General features: G+C 58.5%; 21 protein-coding genes. 11 read left to right on the top strand and 10 right to left on the bottom strand.

All coding sequences use genetic code 11. The features are described from left to right. Both I6L46_RS04455 and I6L46_RS04450 read left to right on the top strand, forming a co-directional pair. Positions 1-306, top strand: a complete 306-nt coding sequence (locus I6L46_RS04455) for a hypothetical protein (protein WP_216977478.1) — start codon at positions 1-3, stop codon at positions 304-306. A gap of 83 nt (positions 307-389) precedes the next feature. Continuing rightward, positions 390-998 carry an ACP phosphodiesterase gene (locus tag I6L46_RS04450; RefSeq protein WP_216977477.1) on the top strand — a complete coding sequence of 203 codons (609 nt, stop codon included), beginning with the start codon at positions 390-392 and terminating at the stop codon, positions 996-998. A gap of 56 nt (positions 999-1054) precedes the next feature. Here I6L46_RS04450 and I6L46_RS04445 read toward each other — a convergent pair whose 3' ends face one another. Together I6L46_RS04445 and arsC are read right to left on the bottom strand one after the other, a co-directional pair. Then, positions 1055-1438 (bottom strand): DUF2069 domain-containing protein, encoded by a 384-nt coding sequence (locus tag I6L46_RS04445; RefSeq protein ID WP_107684428.1) that lies wholly within the window; start codon positions 1436-1438, stop codon positions 1055-1057. Then, a complete protein-coding gene (gene arsC, locus I6L46_RS04440; RefSeq protein ID WP_203116586.1) occupies positions 1435-1785 on the bottom strand; it encodes an arsenate reductase (glutaredoxin) in 351 nt (116 codons plus the stop codon). Before arsC ends, I6L46_RS04445 begins: the two co-directional genes overlap by 4 nt. Before the next feature lie 60 nt (positions 1786-1845). Here arsC and I6L46_RS04435 point away from each other — a divergent pair, with 60 nt between their 5' ends. Next, positions 1846-2328 (top strand): TlpA disulfide reductase family protein, encoded by a 483-nt coding sequence (locus I6L46_RS04435; protein ID WP_216977476.1) that lies wholly within the window; start codon positions 1846-1848, stop codon positions 2326-2328. Positions 2329-2418: 90 nt separating this feature from the next. Here I6L46_RS04435 and I6L46_RS04430 read toward each other — a convergent pair whose 3' ends face one another. Further along, on the bottom strand, positions 2419-3873 hold the full coding sequence (locus I6L46_RS04430; protein ID WP_005333848.1) for a M48 family metalloprotease: 1455 nt from the start codon (positions 3871-3873) through the stop codon (positions 2419-2421). Positions 3874-3994: 121 nt separating this feature from the next. On the opposite strand from I6L46_RS04430, the gene I6L46_RS04425 reads away from it, so the two are divergent. The 3 genes from I6L46_RS04425 to I6L46_RS04415 are packed head-to-tail and all read left to right on the top strand — an operon-like array spanning position 3995 to position 6166. Continuing rightward, on the top strand, positions 3995-4228 hold the full coding sequence (locus I6L46_RS04425; RefSeq protein WP_139405324.1) for a sulfurtransferase TusA family protein: 234 nt from the start codon (positions 3995-3997) through the stop codon (positions 4226-4228). Between the two features lie 25 nt (positions 4229-4253). After that, a complete protein-coding gene (locus tag I6L46_RS04420; RefSeq protein WP_216977475.1) occupies positions 4254-5324 on the top strand; it encodes an AI-2E family transporter in 1071 nt (356 codons plus the stop codon). A gap of 35 nt (positions 5325-5359) precedes the next feature. Beyond that, positions 5360-6166 (top strand): MipA/OmpV family protein, encoded by an 807-nt coding sequence (locus I6L46_RS04415; protein ID WP_216977474.1) that lies wholly within the window; start codon positions 5360-5362, stop codon positions 6164-6166. A 111-nt stretch (positions 6167-6277) separates the two neighbouring features. On the opposite strand, the gene I6L46_RS04410 is transcribed toward I6L46_RS04415, so the two are convergent. Further along, entirely contained in the window at positions 6278-7078 is an 801-nt protein-coding gene (locus tag I6L46_RS04410; protein WP_151286263.1) for an alpha/beta fold hydrolase, read from the bottom strand. 128 nt (positions 7079-7206) lie between these two features. Here I6L46_RS04410 and ppk2 point away from each other — a divergent pair, with 128 nt between their 5' ends. Next, entirely contained in the window at positions 7207-8022 is an 816-nt protein-coding gene (gene ppk2 / locus I6L46_RS04405) for a polyphosphate kinase 2 (RefSeq protein WP_005361444.1), read from the top strand. 111 nt (positions 8023-8133) lie between these two features. Here ppk2 and I6L46_RS04400 read toward each other — a convergent pair whose 3' ends face one another. The 5 genes from I6L46_RS04400 to yejK form a co-directional block, all read right to left on the bottom strand. Further along, positions 8134-9270 (bottom strand): ABC transporter ATP-binding protein, encoded by a 1137-nt coding sequence (locus tag I6L46_RS04400; RefSeq protein WP_005333867.1) that lies wholly within the window; start codon positions 9268-9270, stop codon positions 8134-8136. Positions 9271-9338: 68 nt separating this feature from the next. Beyond that, complete coding sequence (malG, locus tag I6L46_RS04395) at positions 9339-10229, bottom strand: maltose ABC transporter permease MalG (RefSeq protein ID WP_005333868.1); 891 nt, start codon at positions 10227-10229, stop codon at positions 9339-9341. A gap of 12 nt (positions 10230-10241) precedes the next feature. Continuing rightward, a complete protein-coding gene (malF, locus tag I6L46_RS04390) occupies positions 10242-11894 on the bottom strand; it encodes a maltose ABC transporter permease MalF (protein WP_216977473.1) in 1653 nt (550 codons plus the stop codon). 75 nt (positions 11895-11969) lie between these two features. Then, positions 11970-13151, bottom strand: coding sequence for a maltose/maltodextrin ABC transporter substrate-binding protein MalE (gene malE / locus I6L46_RS04385; protein WP_005333871.1), 1182 nt, complete (start codon positions 13149-13151; stop codon positions 11970-11972). Between the two features lie 408 nt (positions 13152-13559). Then, entirely contained in the window at positions 13560-14609 is a 1050-nt protein-coding gene (gene yejK, locus I6L46_RS04380; RefSeq protein WP_216977472.1) for a nucleoid-associated protein YejK, read from the bottom strand. A gap of 73 nt (positions 14610-14682) precedes the next feature. Between yejK and I6L46_RS04375 the strand changes: the two genes are divergently transcribed. Together I6L46_RS04375 and I6L46_RS04370 are read left to right on the top strand one after the other, a co-directional pair. Continuing rightward, positions 14683-14910, top strand: coding sequence for a YejL family protein (locus I6L46_RS04375; protein WP_005333874.1), 228 nt, complete (start codon positions 14683-14685; stop codon positions 14908-14910). Positions 14911-14957: 47 nt separating this feature from the next. After that, positions 14958-16808, top strand: a complete 1851-nt coding sequence (locus tag I6L46_RS04370; RefSeq protein WP_157160541.1) for a DUF3413 domain-containing protein — start codon at positions 14958-14960, stop codon at positions 16806-16808. Between the two features lie 85 nt (positions 16809-16893). Here the strand turns inward: I6L46_RS04370 and I6L46_RS04365 are convergent, their stop codons facing one another. Next, positions 16894-17760: a MetQ/NlpA family ABC transporter substrate-binding protein gene (locus I6L46_RS04365; RefSeq protein ID WP_234920477.1), complete on the bottom strand. Its 867-nt coding sequence runs from the start codon at positions 17758-17760 to the stop codon at positions 16894-16896. A gap of 522 nt (positions 17761-18282) precedes the next feature. Here I6L46_RS04365 and I6L46_RS04360 point away from each other — a divergent pair. Both I6L46_RS04360 and I6L46_RS04355 read left to right on the top strand, forming a co-directional pair. After that, positions 18283-20157 carry a S8 family serine peptidase gene (locus tag I6L46_RS04360; protein WP_216977471.1) on the top strand — a complete coding sequence of 625 codons (1875 nt, stop codon included), beginning with the start codon at positions 18283-18285 and terminating at the stop codon, positions 20155-20157. A gap of 18 nt (positions 20158-20175) precedes the next feature. Next, a complete protein-coding gene (locus tag I6L46_RS04355) occupies positions 20176-20634 on the top strand; it encodes a hypothetical protein (protein WP_042053127.1) in 459 nt (152 codons plus the stop codon). The last annotated feature ends 35 nt before the right edge of the window (positions 20635-20669 follow it).

Genomic DNA, 20669 nt, shown 5'->3' with positions numbered 1-20669 from the left:
TTGAGTACTCCATTACATAAAAAGCGCACAGGCGCGGACAAGGCACCGCAGGCGAATGCATGCGATGACCAAAAGCGGCAAAATCTGGATGAGCGAGATCACGCCCGAGCGGGCGTCAGTGAACTGCTCCAGGGGTTCGATCTATTCGTCGAACCACTCGGAGAGATAGAAAAGCTTGAAGTAGAAGGCCAGAAAAAAGCCTCTGGCTTTGCGCATCATGGTGGTTTGTCGCGTCCTGTGACAAAGATGGCAATCACCTTAGCACGCCCGAATTTTGCCCGGCAAGAGGCAGCCGCCAGGCAGTAGCAAAATCCCGATCATGGTCAAGGCAGGCGGGATCCGTTAGGCTCGAAGCACCTTGCCATCCCATAACAGACCCACAGCGACCGATGAATTTTCTGGCCCATCTCCATCTGGCTGCCCACACCCGAAGCTCCCTCACCGGCAATCTGCTCGGCGATTTCGTCAAAGGCACGCTGCCCACGGGGCTTGCCGCCCACTTCGATGAGGGGATCTGGCTACACCGCAAAATTGACGCTTTCACCGACAGCCACCCCGAGCACAAGGCGGCCGTCGCCTGTTTCGAGGCCCCCTGGCGCCGCTTTGGCGGCATAGTGGTGGATATGATCTACGACCACTGGCTGAGCCTGCACTGGGGACTGTTCAGCACCGAGCCCCTGCCCCGCTTCCTGCAACACGGTTATGAGCAGCTATTGGCGGATCACCCACGCCTGCCGGACGGACTGCCACTCCCCCTCAAGCGGATGGCCGAGCAGAACTGGATCGCCTCCTACCGCCACAGGGAGGGGCTGGGGCAAGCGCTAAATGGCATAGGTCGCCGACTGCGCCGCCCGGTACAACTGGGAGAGGCGCTGCTGACCCTCGATAAGTCGCAGTGGCAAACATGCGAGGCGGGATTTCTGCGCTTCTATCCCCAGCTGATGGACTTTAGCCAGCAGCAGCTGGCCCAATATCGGGCAGCCCAAGGGGCACAGTGATCCCTCTGGATAAAGCAGCTTCCCCATAAAAAACGCCCCTTGCGGGGCGTTTGTCATCAGTTGGCTTCATCTTTCTTCTTGCGAATGCTTAAGCCCAGCTCCCGACCACGCAGTCGGGCGTAATAGATGGTGCCGACAAAGGCGAGAGTGGTGAACAGCAGCTCCACCACCGCCAGCCACCGCTCCCCCTCATCCGTGGTGATCAGGGTGAGGGCGTGCAGGAAATAGGGCATCAACACGAAGTTGCCCCAGGCGTGGGTGTAGGGGTTGCCCTGCACTATCCCCTTGAGAGGAAAGAGCAGCGGCACCGTCCAGATCACCGGCAGCAGCCAGGGGTTGAGGTCCGGATGGGGTGACAGCCACAGATGCCAGAGGATGACCCAGCCCAGCAGGCCGAAGAAGCCGACCAAAGTCAGCCAACGTGCGAAGCGGGTGCTCACTGGAGGATCTCCAGCACCTGCTCCGGCGGGCGACCAATACGGGCCTGACCGTTCTTGATGACGATGGGGCGCTCGATAAGCTTGGGATGCTGGTGCATGGCACGAATAAGGTCGTCGCCATTCACTTCGCCGAGGCCCAGCTCCTTGTAAAGATCTTCCTTGGTGCGCATCAGCTGGCGGGGATCGTTAAAGCCGAGCAGAGAGAGCAGGTTGCGGATCTCATCTTCGCTCGGGGCCTGCTCCAGATAGAGCACCACATCAGGGGCGATCCCGTGCTGTTCCAGCAGGGCCAGGGTTTCGCGACTCTTGGAGCAGCGCGGATTATGGTAGATTTGGGTCTCGCTCATGGTAACTCCCTGATTAATCGCAAGATGGGACTAGAAACGGCGCTATTGTAGGGGAAAGTGATGGTCAGGGTAAGCGGCAGTGGAAAGGAATTGAAACGAATTTGTTGGCTGATTGTGGCGGGCCTGCTGGGCGCCTGCACACCCGCCCCCGAATTTACCGATGCAACAGGGCAGTCGGTCAGCCTGCGCCACTTTGCCGGCAAGCCGCTGCTGGTCAACTACTTCGCCCCCTGGTGCGCCCCCTGCCTGCGGGAGATGCCGCGCCTCAACGCGCTGGCGGCAGAAGGCCAGATCACAGTGGTGGCCATCAACTACGACCCGACCACGCCAGCAGAGCTGGACAAGCTGGCTGCGCAGTATCACATCAAGGTGCCCCTCCTTATTGCCAATGAAGATGCCAGGCTCCCCTTCCCTCGCCCAAGCGGCCTGCCCACCAGCTATCTGCTCGATAGCGAGGGCAAGCTCAAGCAGACGCTGGTCGGCGAGCTCGACCAGCAGCAGATCGAGATGCTCAAGGCGACCGCCAGCGGCATGAGTCACTAGCCCATCGCTGCTATCACCGTCCCCCACATCAACGCCACCGCCATAAACAACAAGGGCGCACCATAGTGCGCCCTTGTTTGATAGGTTTCGTTAGCCCTTGAGGCTGTCGAGATCCTTCTTGGCCCGCTCCAGCTCGGTGATGCGCGCCTCCAGACGAGCCAGGGTCATCCGATCGCTGGTGGTACCGCGTGCCACGATCAGCTCGTCGATAGCCGCCTGATAATCCCCGCGCAGTGCGAGCATCTCGGCCCGCGCCATATGCAGCTCGGTCATTCTGCCCGCCTTGCGATAGGCATCGGCCAGCAGGTTCCAGGCCAGATTGTTCTCCTCATGGGCACGGGCATAGGGGTCGAGGATGGCGATGGACTTCTTGTAGTTGCCGCTCTCGAGGTAGGCGTTGCCGAGGTTGACTACCACCACTTCGTTATCCGGCATCCGGCTGCGGAACTTCTCGAGGCGCGCGATGGCCTGGGCACTGCGCCCCTTGGCCAGATCGATGTCGGTCTGGGCATCGACGATAAAGAGATCTTCCGGATGACGGGCCGCCAGCTCCTGCATCAGGGTATCAGCCTCGTCGGTACGCTTGAGCTGGATCAGCGCCAGCGCCTTGCCATAGATGGCGGCATCCTTGAGCGGGTAATCCCCCTTCTGGATCCGGCTATCGAAGTAGCTCAGCAGCCCCTGCGGGGTATCGGTACCAAAACGCACCTGAATCCGCACCTTGGCCAGCCAGAAGTCGAGGCTGGGCGGCAAGTCGCGGCGGCCATAGCTGCCTGCTCGGGCGCGGGCCTCGCTGATCCGGGTCTCCGGCAGCGGGTGAGTGAGCAGCATTTCCGGCGGCTTGCTGGCGTAACGGTACTCGGCAGCCAGTTTCTGGAAGAAGTTGGCCATCCCCATGGGGTCGAAACCGGCATCATAAAGAGTCTTCATGCCGATGCGATCCGCTTCATATTCGTTGTCGCGGGTGTAGTTGATGGCCGACTGCATGGAGAGACCCAGCGTAGTCTGCAACGCAGCGATACCGGCAGTCGGGTTGATCACCGCCAGCGCGATGGAGCCCACCAGACCGGCCAGGGTCACCGCCGAGCTGCTCGCCTGCGCCTCCATATAACGGGCGATGTGGCGCTGGGTCACGTGGGTGATTTCGTGGGCCAGTACCGAGGCCAGCTCGCTCTCGCTGTCGGCGTAGAGGAAGAGGCCAGTGTGCACCTTGACTCGCCCGCCGAGGAAGGCGGCCGCGTTGATGCTGGGATCATTGATGAGGAAGAAGGTAAACGGGAAACGCACCCCATCGGCGTTGGTCAGCAATCGCTGACCCAGATCATCAATGTACTGGCTCAGCACCGGATCATCGATGATCGGCAGACCCGCACGGGCAAAGCGCATAAAAGCGTTGCCGTAACGCACTTCCTGCTCGATGGGCAGGGCCGCCACCCCGGCCGTGCCGATGTCGGGAAGCTGATTGTTGGCCTCGGCATGAAACGTGGCGCCCATCAGGGAAGCCAGCAGGGGAAGCGATGCCATCAGGGGGGAAAAACGTGCCACGTTATCTCTATCTCCATCAGAAAGGGCCTCGGCAGAATACCCTTGCCCATCAAGGGCTACAAGCGTTGTTTCATGCTCTTATCACGGCCATAATAGCGGCCACCTGCCTGATGGAGCCCCCATGGAAATTCTCGACCTGACCCCCTGGCGTTGCCCCGAGCCGCTGATCCGGCTCAAGCTCTGGTTAAGGAAGGCCCAAAGCGGTCAAACCGTCACCATCCGGCTGGCCGATGCGGGCTCCCGGCAGGATATTCCGGCCTATCTGCACCGTCAGGGCCACCATGTCGAGATGCAGCAACAACCGGACAATACCCTCTCTTTGCAGTTGGTTGTCGGGGCGAAGCAACCATCTTGAGCCCCAGTGATGTAAGGATGCAGTCATGTTAGAAGTATTGAAGCGCTGGTATCAGACCCGTTTTTCCGATCCCGATGCCGTTACCCTGTTCCTGTTGCTGGTGTTTGGCTTTGCGGTGCTATGGCTGTTTGGCGACCTGCTGGCTCCCCTGCTGGTGGCGCTGGTAATGGCCTACCTGCTGGAGTGGCCGGTCGCCCGGCTGCAAAAAGCGGGGCTGTCGCGCACCCTGGCCACCAGCGTCATCCTGATCCTCTTTATTGCGGTGGCTGTGGCCTCCTTGCTGGGTCTTATCCCGACGCTGGTGAGTCAGGGGATCAATCTGGCCAAAGAGGCGCCCGCCATGCTGACCCACGCTCAGGATTATGTGCGCACCCTGCCCGACCGCTACCCCGAGCTCATCGACGTCAGTCTGGTGGAGACCGTCATCGATAATATTCGCCAGCGTATCCTCAGTGGCGGCGAGCATCTGGTGAGCGCCTCCCTCAGCTCGCTGGTCAACGTGGTTGCCATCATGATCTACCTCATTCTGGTACCGCTGATGGTCTTCTTTATGCTCAAAGACAAGCGGGTACTGATGGGCAGCCTGCGCCGCTTCCTGCCGCGCAACCGCACCCTGGTCAACCGGGTGTGGGTCGAGATGAACAACCAGATCATCAACTACATCCGCGGCAAGGTGATCGAGATCCTCATCGTCGGCATCGCCACCTATGTTCCCTTCGCCCTGATGGGACTGCGCTACTCGGTGCTGCTGGCGGTCGCGGTCGGCTTCTCGGTGCTGATCCCTTATATCGGCGCCGCCGTGGTGACGGTTCCGGTAGCCATGGTGGCCCTGTTCCAGTGGGGGCTCACCCCCGAATTCGCCTGGCTGATGGTGGCCTATCTGGTCATTCAGGCCCTCGATGGCAACCTGCTGGTGCCGGTGCTTTTCTCGGAAGCGGTCAACCTCCATCCGGTGGCCATCATCATCGCCGTGCTGGTCTTCGGCGGCTTGTGGGGATTCTGGGGAGTCTTCTTCGCCATTCCCCTCGCCACCCTGGTCAAGGCGGTGATCAATGCCTGGCCAAAACGTGAAGAGATGCCCAGTGCCGCAAAATAACCTGCTTCCCCTGCAATCGTGACAACGGAGTGTCCATGACCTTTTTTCGTCAAATCAGAGCGGCAGGGCTGACGGCCCTGCTCCTCGCTGCCGCCATGCCAGCGCGTGCCGATATCGATCTTGGCGCCATGGACCTGCTCACCAGCGACAACCCTACCAGCCCGGTGCCACAGGGCTTTGTCGCCGGAGCGGCGCTCATCGGGGGGCAGGCCCGTTATGAAGCACAAGATAACAGCCTCTACGCCATCCCCGGCTTTATCTATTTTGGCGACCAGTTCATGTTTCTGGGGGATCGAGCCCGCTACTACTTCCACAAGGATGAGAACGTGGCCCTCTACGGCTATGGCCGGGTCCGTTTTGGCAATCTGGATCCCGAGGACTCTCCGGCCTTTACTGGCATGGAGCAGCGAAAATGGCAGCTGGAAGGCGGGATCGGTGGCAACATCATCACCCCCTACGCCCTGCTGACCGTGCGTGCCAACAGCGATGTCACCGGCCGCAGCAAGGGACAGGAGCTGCTGCTGTGGGCCGATTTCCCCATCCTGCGTGACAACCTGCTGATCATGCCGGGGATGGGGCTGATGCTGCGCAGCGACAAGATGGCCAACTACTACTTCGGCGGCATCTCCGAGAGCGAGGCGACTGCCCAGCGGCCCGCTTGGGATACCGGTACCACCCTATCCCCGATGGCGGCCCTCATCACCAGCTACCGCTTCAGCCCCAACTGGATTGGCATGTTTGCCATGAACTACGAATGGTATGATCGGGACATCAAAAACAGCCCCATCGTCCAGCACGATGGCGAGCTCTATGCGGGTTTTGCGCTGGGCTATATCTGGTAACAGTTATGAGTCTTGAACCGTGATACACGACCAAACAAAAGGGAGCCCTCGGCTCCCTTTTTCACGACCATCAGGCTGGTAGTACAGCCTACTCAGGCCACCAATTCAGGCTTACAGCGCCGCCAGAAACTCGGTCAGCTGCTGATTGACGAAGGCCGGATTTTCCAGCGACGAGATGTGGCCAGCCATCGGGATCTCCTTGAACGGGCAACCCAGCACCTCGGCCATCAGATAGCCCTCCAGCACCGGACGGGCCTTGTCTTCGCAGCCGGTCATCACCAGTGCGGGAGTGGTGATCTCCTCCAGCCACTCGATACGATCTTCGCGGGTCACAAAGCTGCGGCCCACCGCCACCATGGCGGCAATCTTCTCGTTTGGCCAAGCGGCCAGACGCGCCTTGAAATCGGCCAGCAAGTCGGCATCGGGCTGGTTGGCAAAGAAGATCGGCGCCACCTGTTCGATGATGGGCGCCGGCACGGTGCCGAGCTGCTCGATCATCGCCAACATGCCAAGGTAGCGCTCGCAAGTGATCTGCGGCTCGAGGCCGACAAAACTATCCATCAGCACCAGACCCTTAAGGCGGTTTGGCACCATGCGCGCCAGCTCCACACCCCACATGCCACCGATGGAGAGGCCCACCAACACGAACTCCTCAATGCCGAGGGCATCGAGCAGCGCCAGGTGATCCCGCGCCAGGGTTGCCAGGGTGCAGCCACCTTCGGGGAGCAGATCAGAATCACCGTGGCCCCACAGCTCGGGAACGATGCAGCGATAGCTGCCCTTGAGCGCCTCGATTTGCGGCGCCCACATGGCGCTGTCCCACAGATAGCTGTGGCCAAACAGCAGTACCGGCCCTTGCCCTTCATCCAGATAGGCCATCCGGCGGCCCGCTATCTCCATAAAATGCTTCATGTTATCTCCTGTTGCCAGCGATGGGCGGGCAGTGTATCACGTCCCCCTTGGCAGGTGACGCCTCCCTGGTGCAAGCTGGCAGTGACTCAAAGAAGTCACCCATGAAAGGATGCCAAAAGGAGAAGCCCATGGCGAAGGAGAAGAGCAAGAAGCGGCCACGTCTGGACAAGAAGTGCTACGAGCACCACCTTGCCCATCTGCAGGAGGAGCTGGTCAAGCTGCAGGAGTGGGTCAAGCAGGAGGGGTTAAAGGTAGTGGTACTGTTCGAAGGACGGGACGCCGCCGGTAAAGGGGGCGTCATCAAGGCGATCACCGAACCGCTCAACCCCCGGGTCTGCCGGGTCACGGCGCTGCCCGCCCCCTCCGATCGGGAGCGCTCCCAGTGGTACTTTCAGCGTTATGTGGCCCACCTGCCCGCCGCTGGCGAGATGGTGCTGTTTGACCGATCCTGGTACAACCGGGCCGGAGTCGAGCGAGTGATGGGATTTTGCAGCGACGCCGAGTATCGCGAGTTTCTGCGCGCCTGCCCCGAGTTTGAGCGGATGCTGATCCGCTCCGGCATCACCTTGATCAAATACTGGTTCTCGGTCAGCGACGAGGAGCAGGAGAAGCGCTTCAAGGAGCGGATAAATACGCCCATCAAGCGCTGGAAGTTCAGCCCGATGGATTTGCAGTCCCGCTCGCGCTGGGTGGAGTACTCCCGCGCCAAGGATGACATGTTCACCTACACCGACACCGAGGATTGCCCCTGGTTCGTGGTGGAGGCGGACGACAAACGCCGTGCTCGCCTCAACTGCATTGCACATCTGCTGAGCAAGGTGCCCTACGAGGCGATCCACTACGAGCCTATCAAGCTCCCCCCCATCAAGACCGAAGGGTATGAGCGCCCGCCGCTGGCCAGCCAGACCTTTGTGCCCGATATTACCGCCGAACTCGAGGCTTGAACCGGGTTACCTTGCCTATCTGCATGTTCAAATCGCAGGCAATAAAAAGCCGGTCTGACGACCGGCAAAAAGGCATTGATTATTAAGAAAGGAAAACCGGCACAACAAAAATCAGGTACGGATATATTTGGCAGTACGGGGGAACGCCTGCTCCTTGGCATCGAACAGGTAGCAGGCTTCGGCCGGGATACCCACGCTGTAGGTTTGACCGGTCGCCACATCCACATCCGAGGTGGCCTTGACGGTAAAGTCGTGACCATCCACATCCATATAAACGAAGGACTCGGCACCCAGGTGCTCGGCCACCTGCACGATCCCGCTCACCTTGCTGTGTGCATGGGGGTGATCCAGCGGCATCAGGTGCTCGGGGCGAATGCCCAGCTCCACCTTGTCACCCACAGCGCCACTGCGGGCATCGACCCGGGCACGCACGGTATCGCCAGAGGTCAACTTGACCAGGCACTCCTGCTCGCCAATCTCCAGCAACTCGCCCGCCAGGAAGTTCATCTTGGGAGAGCCGATAAAGCCCGCCACGAACTTGTTGTCCGGGTTGTGGTAGAGATCCAGCGGTGAACCGAACTGTTCCAGGTTGGTGGCAGCTTCGGCCTTGAGCGGGCTCAGCACAACAATCTTGTCGGCCAGAGTCATCGCTTCCACCTGATCGTGGGTCACGTAGATGATGGTGGAGTTAAGCTCCTTGTGCAGCTTGGCGATCTCGATCCGCATCTTGACCCGCAGCGCGGCATCCAGGTTGGAGAGCGGCTCGTCAAACAGGAACACCTGCGGCTGCTGCACGATGGAGCGACCGATGGCGACACGCTGACGCTGACCACCGGAGAGCGCCTTGGGCTTTCTGTCGAGCAGCGGCTCAAGACCCAGGATCTCGGCGGCGCGCATCACCCGCTTGTGGATATTCTCTTTGTCCATCTTCTTGAGCTTCAGACCAAAGGCCATGTTCTCGTAGATGTTCATGTGGGGATAGAGGGCGTAGGACTGGAACACCATGCCGACGTTGCGCTCTACCGGCGGCACATCGTTCATGTAGCGACCGCCGATGGTCAGCTCACCGCTGGTGATGTCTTCCAGACCCGCGATCATCCGCAGCAGGGTGGATTTGCCACAGCCGGACGGGCCGACGAAGACAATGAACTCCCCTTCCTTGATGGAGAGGTTGATGTTGCGCAGGGTGTCCTTGTGAACAGCCGGATCGTAATTTTTGCGAACGTTGTTGAGTACTACTTCAGCCATGACGAGCTCCGCTCTTGAATCTTTGCAAATCGTGATAGCGGGGGGAGTCAGCTCCCCCGGCCATAAACTTAACCTTTCACACCACCAGCAGTCAGACCGCCAACCAACCAGCGCTGTGCCAGCAGGAACACCACAGTGATGGGGAAACCGGAGAGCACTGCGGCCGCCGCGAAATCACCCCACAGATAGTTCTGCGGATAGAGGTACTGCTGGGCCCCGACCGCCAGGGTCAGATTGTTCACATCCTGCAGCAGGATGGAGGCCATGGGCACCTCGGTAATGGAACCGATAAAGGCCAGAATAAACACTACCGCCAGGATGGGCACCGACAGAGGCAACAGGATCAGACGGAATGCCTGCCACGGGGTCGCCCCGTCGATGGCCGCCGCCTCCTCCAGAGAGGAGTCGATGGTCTCGAAGTAGCCCTTGATGGTCCAGACGTGCAGGGCAATCCCCCCCATGTACGCTAGGATCAGGCCACCGTGGGTGTTGAGACCCAGCCAGGGAATATAGTCACCAATCTTGTTAAAGAGCGCGTAGATGGCTACCAGTGCCAGCACTGCCGGGAACATCTGGAAAATCAGCATACCCTGCAGGATGGTGGACTTGCCACGAAAACGCAGGCGGGCAAAGGCGTAAGCACAGGTGGTGGAGAGCGTCACGATCATCAGGGCAGTGATGCCGGCGATCTTGATGGAGTTCCACAACCAGGTCAGCACCGGGAACGGCGGCGGCGTGATGCTGCCGTCGGCGTTGGTGATGGACATGCCCAGCGCCAGCTTCCAGTGATCCAGCGTCGGATTGGAGGGGATGATCTCCCCTACCGCGAAGTTACCGTTACGGAACGAGATGGCGATAACCATGATCAACGGGAAGATGATCAGCGCCAGGAAGCCCCACATGACCAGGTGGGTTGCCCACACCCGGTATTTGACTGATTTGGGTTGTACGATTGCCATGTTGAAGCCTCCTTACAGCTGCTTGTCGGCTTTGGACAATTTCAGGTTGAGCAGCGCCAGCGCACCCACGATGAGGAAGATAGCTGTGGCGATGGCACTGGCCAGACCGTAGTCCTGACCACCCGATCCCTGGAACGCAATCCGGTAGGTATAACTCACCAGCAAGTCGGTGGTACCGGCCGGGGTGCTGGCGCCGATGATGTCGGGCGCACCGTTGGTCAACAACTGAATAAGCACGAAGTTGTTGAAGTTGAAAGCGAACGAGGCAATCAACAGGGGTGTCAGCGGCTTCATCAGCAGCGGCACGGTGATCTTGAAGAAGTTCTGTACCGGACCGGCACCGTCCATGGCGGACGCTTCATAGAGATCTTCCGGAATGGCTTTGAGCAGGCCCATGCAGAGGATCATCATGTAGGGGTAGCCGAGCCAGGTGTTGACAATCAGGATCATCACCTTGGCCAGGAAGGGGCTGGTATACCAGTCCGGCTTGATGCCAAACGCCGCTTCCAGGAACATGTTGATCTCACCGAAGTTCTGGTTGAACAACCCCTTGAACACCAGGATGGAGATAAACGCCGGGATCGCATAGGGCAGGATCAACATGACCCGATAGAAACCGCGCCCCTTGAGCTCTTCCCACTGCACCAGACAGGCCAGCACCATGCCGATAGCCAAGGTGAAAGCGACGGAGCAGGTTGAGAAGATCACGGTCCAGATGAAGATCTGCAGGAAGGGTGACTGGATGCCCGGATCGGTGACGATGCGCGCGAAGTTCTTCCAACCGACGCTCACCACAAAGCCCGGAGCAATACCCTTGCCGACAAACTGACCCTGTTCGTCGATGTACTGATAAAAGCCGGTCTCGCCATTGGGCAGCATCAGCTCGCCATTCTGGGTATCACGCAGCAGGTTGCTGTCTTTGATCACCACGCCGGACTTGAGCACGGCACCATCCATCAGACGGGTGTAGTGCTGCTTCTGGGCGGCAAACTTGCGCAGGCTGCTCAGGGTCAGGTGGGTACCGCCATCCGGCAGTACCAGATCAAGGTCACTCAGATGAGTGCGATGCTCAACAATGGCGCGGATCGGTGCGGCCTTGCTGGCCGCTTCGCCGGTGAAGGGCTGCAGCTCGACCACTTGCTGGGTGTTCTGCACACGGCCCTCGCGGGACGCCAGCTCACGGGCCTTGTTGGTCATCAGGGAAACAGGTTGGCTGATAAAGGATTGATCATCCTGTGTCAGCAGCAGCTGGAACTGGCCGTTGTCGCCACCCAGCAGGGTAAAATCGAATTCACCGCCCGCCACCTTGTAGGTTTTCTTCAGGTGGTAGTCCCGCGCCTGCTCCACGGAGAGCAAGTTGGACCCCGAATAGTTGGTGAAGGCAATGCCAATGGTGTAGGCAAGAGGGAAGATGATAAACACAACCATGCCCGCAACACCCGGAAAGATGTAGCGATGGGCATAGGTCTTCTTGTTCATGAAGACATACAGACCGACGGAAACCACCACCAGATCCAGCAGCGCGAATACCCACTCGCCACTGGCGTACATCATCACGGCTGCGTAGCCGTTGAGGATGGCAACCAGGGCCGCTATGGTCCACTTAAGCCAGGTGTGCTTATCCTTCGGACCGGCATAGGACTCAACAGAAGGTACTACTTCCATGCCAATTAACCTTTATAACGCCAAGAGAGATTTGAGAGAGTGGGAGGCCATGACGGCCTCCCGGGTAGTGCGTGCTTACTGAACGATACGCTTGGCAGCGGTATCCAGAGCTTCGTCAACACCCTGACGACCGGAGGTCACGTTCTTGAGGGCAGTTTCGAAGGAAGACCAGAAACGGCTCATCTCGGGAACGGATGGCATCGGCTCGCCAGCCTGGGCGTTCAGCATGGTGGCCTTGATGTGCGGATCGGATTCCAGGGTCTTCTGGAAGGATTTCAGCGCAACGGCACCCAGCGGCTTGTCGGCGTTAACCGGCGCCAGACCGGCATCGGTCAGCAGGTAGTTTTCCAGGAACTCGATAGCCAGATCCTTGTTCGGGCTGGCGGCGTTGATGGTGGCACCCAGTACGCCAACGAAGGCTTTGGCCGGCTTGCCGTTCAGGGTCGGCAGCGGCGCTACGCCGTACTTGATGCCGCTCTTGTCCAGGTTGCTCCAGGCCCAGGGACCGTTGATCATCATGGCCACTTCGCCCTTGTTGAACTTGGCGTCCATCACACCGTAGTCGATGCCTTTTTCCAGGTGACCGGACTTGATCATCTCGGAGATGTAGCCCACGCCCATCTTGGCACCTGCGTTGTTCACGCCGGTATCTTTGACGTCATAACCGGTAGCGGTTTTCTTGAAGGCGTAACCACCGTTGGCAGCCACCAGCGGATAGCTGAAGTACGGGGTGTCATAAGCCCACATGATGGCGCGCTTGCCGTTTTTCTTCAGAGTCTCGTCAATCTTGGCGATCTCTTCGAAGGTTTTCGGCGGCTCGGGCAGCAGGTCCTTGTTATAAATCAGGCTGACTGCTTCCATGGCAACCGGGTAGCCATAGGTTTTGCCATCAACAGTCATGGCATCCCATGCCAGCTGTTCAAATTTGCCTTTGGTGGCAGCGTTCGGCGTTACCGGAACCAGCAAACCGGCTTTGACCCACTCACCGTAACGGTCGTGAGCCCAGAAGAAGATGTCCGGGCCGTTGCCAGTGGCGGCGGCTTGCTGGAATTTCACTTCAACCTGATCCGGGTGAGCCACAGTAACCTTGATGCCGGTTTCTGCTTCAAACTTCTTACCCACTTCAGCCAGACCGTTGTATCCCTTGTCACCGTTGATCCAGATGGTCAGCTGGCCTTCATCGATGGCAGCAGTAGCAGAGCAAGCGACGCCAAGAGTGGCCAGACCGATCAGGGATGACAGCAATTTCTTTTTCATGAGCCTTTCCTTGTATTAGTTCCGCGCTGTAAGAGCATTGTGTGCGAGATGAATATTATCCCAAGCGGCAAACGGCTCACATGACGCAACTCGCATTTTTGAAATGCAATTACGTATTTCCTTCCAGAAAGTTTTGAAAACATTTTCTTATTTCAGGGAATTACGGCCATTTATCGGCTTAATTCCAGACAATCACAGAATAATAATTACCAAAATGAAATAAAATTTCATGAGTGAAAGGGTTTTCACCTCAATGAAAACCCTTTCAGATGGTTTATTTTGTTTGATTTGTTAACAAAGTACCGCGCCAGTTTCGAGGTCTGCCCTGGCGCAATAAAAAAAGAGACCCCGCTGGGGCGGAGTCTCTTTTTGCCAGAAATGACGAGTTGATCACACTCGGGAGCATGACTACGACTGGCGCAGCAGCTGATCCTTAAGATTGGGCGGCACACCCTTGATGGTCAGGGTGTCGGTCTGAGGGTCGTAAAAGATCCGGCTGTTCAACAGCTTCTGCTCAAAGCTCAGAGTCAGACCGCCGCCGGAGCCAACAAACTTGGTCAAACCACGCAGGGTAGAGCGATCCGCCGGGAAACGCTCTTCCAGCTCATACTCCTGACCGATAAAGCTGTAAAAATCGAGGTCACCGTCGCCAGGCAATTCTGCAGACAGCTCCTTGATTTCGATCTCTTCACCGGCACTCGCCTGTTCGGTGCAATATTTGAAGACCTGCTTTTTATAGTCATTGCGCTCGGTCGGTTCGAGCTGACGACTGTCGCAATAATCTTCGACCGCCTGCAGCAAGCCTTTATTTTGTACCTTGGCATCCATGCCCTCGCGGGCACCCAGCAGATCCATAAAGAAGTCGCCCAGTTTGCGACCAATGCGCCCCTTGCTGAAGGTGATATAGCGGCGCGAATCAGGTTGGGTTTTCCATTCGGTCAAATCAATGCGGGCCACCAGATTGAGTTTGCCGATATCCAGATACTGGATATGGCGCAATTCCAGCGCTTCGCTGACGGTGACGCTCTCCTTGCCCTCCAGCAGGGCAATCAGCAGATAATCGACCCCGACGTAGTTATATTTTGCAAACAGCAGCACCCCCTGCTCATCGAGGGCGTGCTCCACCAGCTGCTTGACCAGCATCTGGGTCACAGTGACCGAGAAGGGAACGAATTCGGTCTGCTCGGCGAGCAGCTGTTCGAGGGCGATACGAAACGCGGGTGAAGGCTGCTTGGGAGCCTCTTCACCGTCGGCCGGCTCGGCGACGGCGGCCTCGGGGTCGGCAAAGAAGCCAAAGCCCTTGCCGCCCTTGCCGTTGTAGATCCGATGCAGTTCCGCCATCAGTCCCTGTACCGCCTCATCAGGGGGCAGGGTCTGGCTGCGGGTATCGGCGTGGGGTTGACCATCGCCGCCCTGGCGCAAGGAGTGAAGAATGATCTTGTCGATATCGAGACTCATGTCACAAAGCCATAGTGTTAGCCGAAAGGGTGAAGTATTATAAGGCGCTTTGAACCGAGATGAACTGAAGATTATGCCTATCGTATCAAAGTACAATAACGAGCAATTTGACGCCCTGATGAACGACCTGATCACCGCGCTGGAAAAGCATAAAGCGCCGGTGGATCTCAGCCTTATGGTGCTTGGCAATCTGACCACCAATATCATCAACGGTATGGCACCGGCCCAGCGCCAGGCCATCACTGAAAAGTTTGTCCAGGCCCTGACCGCATCGGTCGATAATCGCCACGACGCACACTGAGTCCCCGACTCTGTTGATTTGACGTTTCTCAACGCAGATGGATCACTATGGTCGAAACCGGTAACCCCTATCGTGATAATGTCTCTCGCCTGATCACCTGGGGGCATTGGTTCTCCTTCTTCAACATTATTCTGGCCATGCTCATCGCCACCCGTTATCTGGGTGCCATCAGCTGGCCATCGACCACGCTTGGCGTGATCTATCTCGTTGTAAGCTGGATTGGCCACTTCTCGTTTCTGAGTTTTGTCACCTACCTGTTGACGATCTTCCCGCTCAGCTTCGTGCTGCCCAAGGAGAAGTCGTTGCGGTTCATCTCGGCCATCATCGCTACCCTGGCGCTGGTGCTGCTGCTGATCGACACCCAGGTATTCCGGCTGTTCAAGTTCCACCTCAACAGTCAGGTATGGCAGTTGCTGCTGGATCAGGCGCAGACCGAAGAGGGCTCAATCTGGAGCATCATCTTCGTTGCCGTGCCCACCATCTTCCTGCTGCAACTGCTGCTGTCGGCCTATGTCTGGCGCAAGATCAACAAGCGCAAGCGCCGCCAGTACGGCAATCAGGTGGGGCTGGCCCTGCTGATCTGCTTTATTCTGACCCACGTGGTCAACAGCTGGGCGGATGCGACCCTCTATCAGCCCATCACCATGCAGAGAGCCAACTTCCCCCTCTCCTACCCCATGACGGCCCGCTCCTTCTTGGCCAAACATGGCTGGCTGGATCTGGATCAGTACGAGAAGCAGGCGGCCTCCCAGGGGGATAACAGCGACAGCCGGATGCACTATCCGCTGCGCCCGCTCAACGTTAACGCCCCCCTGACTCACAACAATCTGCTGATTGTGGTGGTCGATTCGCTGCGCTTTGACATGCTCAACAACATCAACATGCCCAATCTGCAGCGCTATGCGGATCAGCATCTGACGTTCCGCAATCACCTGAGTGGCGGCAACGACGACCTGATGGGGATGTTCAGCCTCTTCTACGGGTTGCCCGGTCACTACTACAAGGACATCAGCAGCGACAAGCGTCCGCCGGTGCTGTTCGACGAGATGCTGCGCCAGGATTACCAGTTCGGGCTGTTCGGCGCGATGGAAGATGCCCAGAAGTATCGCAAGAGCATCCTCGCCGGTCTGCGCAAACAGGTGTTTGTCTCCGAGCAGAGTGACGATGGCAAGCTGCTGACCGACTGGCAACAGTGGCTGGAGAAGCGCTCTCCCGAGCGCCCCTGGTTCTCGCTGGTCTATCTCTCGAGTCCCGGCGACTACCAGTTGCCCGCCACCATGAAGGGGCCGTTCCAACCGGAGCTAGCCAACTTCAATCCGGCGACCGCCTATCGGGCGGAGAACCTGCAAAAACTGGAGAACCGCTACAAGAACTCGGTCTTCTATACCGACCAGTTGCTTGAGCAGATGCTGACCAAATTGCAGTCGCAGGGGATGGACAGCAACACCATCGTCGTCATCACCTCCAACCACGGCCAGGAGTTCAACGACACCCGCAGCAACAGCTGGGGCGCAGGCAGCAACTACTCACTCTATCAGGTGCAGGTACCTCTGGTACTGGCCTGGCCGGGGCGCGGCAGTGACGTTCGGGAACAACCGAGCAGCCATTTCGATCTGGCGCCGACCCTGATGCAGGGGATGCTGGGCGTGCGTAATCCGGCGCGCGATTACAGCGTTGGCCGCTCGCTGTTTGATACCAGCCCGCGCAACTGGCTGCTGGCCGGGGATCAGAACGACTTCGCCATCTATGAAGGGGACACCATCACCCACTTCAACAAGCAGGGTGACTTCGAACTGCTGGAACGCAACAGCTATCGCCCGATCAAGCACGGCACCCCGGATATGGGCGCCATGATCCAGGTGATGAACGAGCTGAACCGCTTCTATCGCAACCAGTGAAGCGCCCGTTGATGGCTTGATACCATAAAAAACGCCCCGAATTCGGGGCGTTTTTCGTTGTATTGCCGGGCCACGTTCACGACTGTTAGCCACCCCACCCTTGCGGGTACTTGTAGCCGACGAAACGCTTGGCTGCATAGGCTTTGAAAGCCGCCGAGTTGTAGGCCGCCGCCACATCTTTGGCAAACGGCTGCTCCGCATCTGCGCTTTTCACCACCACCCAGTTGATAAAATCGTAGCTGCGCTCCAGAAACAGTCCTTCACTGAACGGGATTCCGCTGGAAGCGGCAAAATTACCGTTGATCACCGAGAAGTCCACATCCTCGCGCGAGCGGGGCAACTGCGCGGCTTCCAGCAACACCAGCTTGAGATTGTGCGGATTGTTCACCACATCAAACTCGCTCGCCTTGAGCGGGTTTATCCCCTCCTTGAGAGTGAGCCAACCAAGATCCTGCAGCATCAACAGCGCCCGCGCCTGATTGGTGGGATCGTTGGGGATGGCCACCGTGCTCCCCTCTTTCACCTTGTCGAGTGCTGCCAGCTTGCCGGAATAGAGTCCCATCGGACCGGTTGGCACCTGGGTAATGGGCGCCAGCGACAAGCCGCGATCTTTGGCAAAACTCTCCAGATAGGGTTTGTGCTGGAAGCAGTTCACATCCAGTGATCCGTCAGCCAGAGCAATATTGGGGGTCACATAGTCGGTGAACTCCACCAGCTTGACCTTGTACCCCTTGGCCTCCAGCTGCGGCTTGATGGAGTCGGTCACCATGTCGGCAAAATCCCCCACGGTGGTACCAATCACAATCTCCTGTTTGGTCGGCAAGGGCTCATCGGCGGCAACCGCGGAAAAAGAGAGGCTCCCGACCGCTATCGCGGCAATAAAGGTGCTGGCGCCAGCAGTGGCGCGCAAGGAAGCAGTCAAAGGAGAAGATAAGAAGGAACGAAACGGCATAGGGACTCCCTGTCAGGTACGCATCAAGCTATGGGACTGCGGCGGAGTGGTTCTCAGAGATTAGGCCCCTCAAACCGCAGCAATCTAGCCATCCAAACGGCTATTTTAGTTACCATAACAGAGCCATCCACTGCCGCCAAGCAATAAACCGCTGGCCCCACTTCATCACCCTTGCTGTCACCCCCGAATGCATAGCTGCTCTCACGTTGGCACACACAACCATGCCACTCACGTTCAAGAGCGCACGAGCTCCCCTCGGGATTGCCCCGAATCGGGATGGCTGCGGCGAAGGAGAGTCGCGAGAGGAGTGAATTACAGATAAAAAGATCAGTAGTGAGCGGTGAGAACCATTCTCAATAAAACACATAACCAGCGTCATTGGAATACCTACCACAAACCAGATCGGATTTCTTTGAACCTCATTGCGTTTTTTGAAAATGGCTCTTTTTGAACCCCTACCACCCGTGTATAGATTTCCGTCGCACTCAGGATGGTGCGATCCAAGATGGAGTTAAAAAAATAATGAAGCAAACATCGTTAGCACTGGCGATCACAGCACTGCTGTCGACCCTGCCCAGTGCGCTCGTTCAGGCAAATGAAGGTTGTGCGCCGCTCACCGGCAAGGAGAGCGGCATGGATATCGGACGCAGCAGCACCGAGCGCTGCCTGCCAGGTGCCAATCCCCTGCAGGATCAGCAGTGGTATCTGCTCAACAGCGGCCAGGATGGATTCAGCGCCCGTGGCGGTATAGCGGGCAATGATCTCAACATCTGGTGGGCTCATCGCACCGGCGTGCTGGGCCAGGGAGTCAATGTGGCCGTGGTGGATGATGGTCTGGCCATCGCCCACCCGGATCTGGCGGAGAACGTGCGTCCGGGTTCGAAAAACGTGGTAACCGGCAGCGATGACCCGACACCGACCGATCCGGATACGGCCCACGGCACTTCGGTCTCCGGCATTATTGCGGCGGTAGACAACGCCATCGGTACCAAGGGAATTGCCCCGCGAGCCCAGTTGCAGGGTTTCAACCTGCTGGATGACAACAGCCAGCAGTTGCAGAAGGATTGGCTCTACGCCCTTGGCGACAGCGATGCCAGTCGCGACAACCGGGTGTTCAACCAGAGCTACGGCATGAGTGTGGTGGATCCCCGCTCTGCCAACTCTCTGGATCAATCCCAGCTTGATCGCCTGTTTGAACAGCAGACCCTCAAGGCGCAGGGCGCGGCCTATATCAAGGCCGCCGGCAACGGCTTCAACAAGATAGCGGCGGGCGGCTATGTGCTTAACCGCACCGGCAATGGTCCTAAATTGCCGTTTGAAAACAGCAACCTCGATCCCTCCAACAGCAACTTCTGGAACCTGGTGGTGAGCGCTCTCAACGCCGATGGCGTCAGATCCTCCTACTCCAGCGTCGGCAGCAACATCTTCCTGAGCGCGACCGGCGGCGAGTACGGTACCGACGCTCCGGCGATGGTGACCACGGATCTGCCCGGCTGCGACATGGGTTACAACCGCACCGACGATCCCAGCACCAACCGGCTGCACGGCAACCCGCAATTGGATGCCAGCTGCGACTACAACGGCGTGATGAACGGCACCTCCTCCGCCACCCCCAGCACCTCCGGCGCCATGGCGCTGCTGATGTCCGCCTACCCGGATCTGTCGGTACGTGACCTGCGGGATCTGCTGGCGCGCAGCGCAACCCGGGTCGATGCCACACAGAAACCTGTGATGGTCAGCTACACCAGCAGCACCGGCAAGGTGCGTGATGTGAAAGGGCTGGAAGGGTGGGAGCGCAATGCCGCCGGCATGTGGTTCAACCCGACTTACGGTTTTGGTCTGATCGACGTCAACAAGGCCCTTGAGCTGGCAGCCAATCACCAGCCCCTGCCCCCGCTGGTACAGCTGCCATGGCAGAAGATCAATGTCACCGGCAGTGCCGCCGCCATTGCGGATGTGGGCAACAGCCCGACCAGCTCGACAACCCGCATCGCGACACCATTGACGGTAGAAGCGGTTCAGGTGATGGTGAGTCTGGATCATCAGCGTCTGCCCGATCTGCTGATCGAACTGGTCTCCCCCGCCGGCACCCGCAGCATCCTGCTGAGCCCCTTCAACAGCCTGGTCGGCCAATCTCTCGACCAGCAGCAACTGGGCTTTGTGCGAACCAAGGGATTGCGTGACATGCGGATGCTATCCAACAAGTTCTACGGTGAATCAGCCGAAGGCCAGTGGCGACTGGAAGTAACCGACGTTGCCAACGGTACCCGTCAGGTCTCTCTGCTCAATCGCGAGACCCGTGAGCGTACCACCCTGACCGAGCGCAACAATCGCCAACCGGGCAAGCTGATCTCATGGTCCCTGCGGGTCCTGGGTCACGATGCCAACCGCAGCTAACACGCTAGGAGTATTACCATGAACAAACCTGTTACCTTGCTTCTGGCAACCCTGCTGGCCCCCCTCTCGGGACAGCTCTGCGCCCAGGAGTCCGTCACCATGGATGGCAAACAATACAGCACCATAGAGGTGAACGGCCAGACTTACCTCATTCCCGACAACGGCAGCAAGAAGCGGGTCGCCCGCAGCCTTGACAGCAAGGTCCCGCAACAGACCCTGCGCCGCGGTGACGTGTTGATGCAAGGGGCCGCTAGCCCGGAGCTGACTGTAAGCGGCACCCTGCTGGTGGAAGCTGACGATGCCAGCGCCAAGGCGCTGGCGACTCGCCACGGCTTGAACTTCAAACAGAGCAGTGGTGGTATCGCCCTGCTGGAGGCCAAATCGGGCACCGATCTCAACGCCATCGCCACCAAGCTCAAGAGCGAAGGGGTGAATGTGCAGATCGAGCTGTCGGGGGCCGAACAGCAGCCGAAATAGGTCGCGACAGACAAATAACAAAGGGGGCCATCATG

The organism is Aeromonas sp. FDAARGOS 1416 (genome assembly GCF_019048085.1).
Classification (GTDB): Bacteria; Pseudomonadota; Gammaproteobacteria; order Enterobacterales; family Aeromonadaceae; genus Aeromonas; species Aeromonas veronii.
The sequence above is the reverse complement of the archived record's forward strand: the minus strand, read 5'-3'. Positions and strand labels throughout refer to the sequence as shown.

What these genes read in the sequence shown, in the direction of transcription:
- I6L46_RS04450 (WP_216977477.1), top strand. Translation starts at nt 390, where the DNA reads ATGAATTTTCTGGCCCATCTCCATCTGGCTGCCCACACCCGAAGCTCC.
- arsC (WP_203116586.1), bottom strand. Translation starts at nt 1,785, where the DNA reads ATGAGCGAGACCCAAATCTACCATAATCCGCGCTGCTCCAAGAGTCGC.
- I6L46_RS04435 (WP_216977476.1), top strand. Translation starts at nt 1,846, where the DNA reads ATGGTCAGGGTAAGCGGCAGTGGAAAGGAATTGAAACGAATTTGTTGG.
- I6L46_RS04425 (WP_139405324.1), top strand. Translation starts at nt 3,995, where the DNA reads ATGGAAATTCTCGACCTGACCCCCTGGCGTTGCCCCGAGCCGCTGATC.
- I6L46_RS04420 (WP_216977475.1), top strand. Translation starts at nt 4,254, where the DNA reads ATGTTAGAAGTATTGAAGCGCTGGTATCAGACCCGTTTTTCCGATCCC.
- I6L46_RS04415 (WP_216977474.1), top strand. Translation starts at nt 5,360, where the DNA reads ATGACCTTTTTTCGTCAAATCAGAGCGGCAGGGCTGACGGCCCTGCTC.
- I6L46_RS04410 (WP_151286263.1), bottom strand. Translation starts at nt 7,078, where the DNA reads ATGAAGCATTTTATGGAGATAGCGGGCCGCCGGATGGCCTATCTGGAT.
- ppk2 (WP_005361444.1), top strand. Translation starts at nt 7,207, where the DNA reads ATGGCGAAGGAGAAGAGCAAGAAGCGGCCACGTCTGGACAAGAAGTGC.
- I6L46_RS04400 (WP_005333867.1), bottom strand. Translation starts at nt 9,270, where the DNA reads ATGGCTGAAGTAGTACTCAACAACGTTCGCAAAAATTACGATCCGGCT.
- malG (WP_005333868.1), bottom strand. Translation starts at nt 10,229, where the DNA reads ATGGCAATCGTACAACCCAAATCAGTCAAATACCGGGTGTGGGCAACC.
- malF (WP_216977473.1), bottom strand. Translation starts at nt 11,894, where the DNA reads ATGGAAGTAGTACCTTCTGTTGAGTCCTATGCCGGTCCGAAGGATAAG.
- malE (WP_005333871.1), bottom strand. Translation starts at nt 13,151, where the DNA reads ATGAAAAAGAAATTGCTGTCATCCCTGATCGGTCTGGCCACTCTTGGC.
- yejK (WP_216977472.1), bottom strand. Translation starts at nt 14,609, where the DNA reads ATGAGTCTCGATATCGACAAGATCATTCTTCACTCCTTGCGCCAGGGC.
- I6L46_RS04375 (WP_005333874.1), top strand. Translation starts at nt 14,683, where the DNA reads ATGCCTATCGTATCAAAGTACAATAACGAGCAATTTGACGCCCTGATG.
- I6L46_RS04370 (WP_157160541.1), top strand. Translation starts at nt 14,958, where the DNA reads ATGGTCGAAACCGGTAACCCCTATCGTGATAATGTCTCTCGCCTGATC.
- I6L46_RS04365 (WP_234920477.1), bottom strand. Translation starts at nt 17,760, where the DNA reads ATGCCGTTTCGTTCCTTCTTATCTTCTCCTTTGACTGCTTCCTTGCGC.
- I6L46_RS04360 (WP_216977471.1), top strand. Translation starts at nt 18,283, where the DNA reads ATGAAGCAAACATCGTTAGCACTGGCGATCACAGCACTGCTGTCGACC.
- I6L46_RS04355 (WP_042053127.1), top strand. Translation starts at nt 20,176, where the DNA reads ATGAACAAACCTGTTACCTTGCTTCTGGCAACCCTGCTGGCCCCCCTC.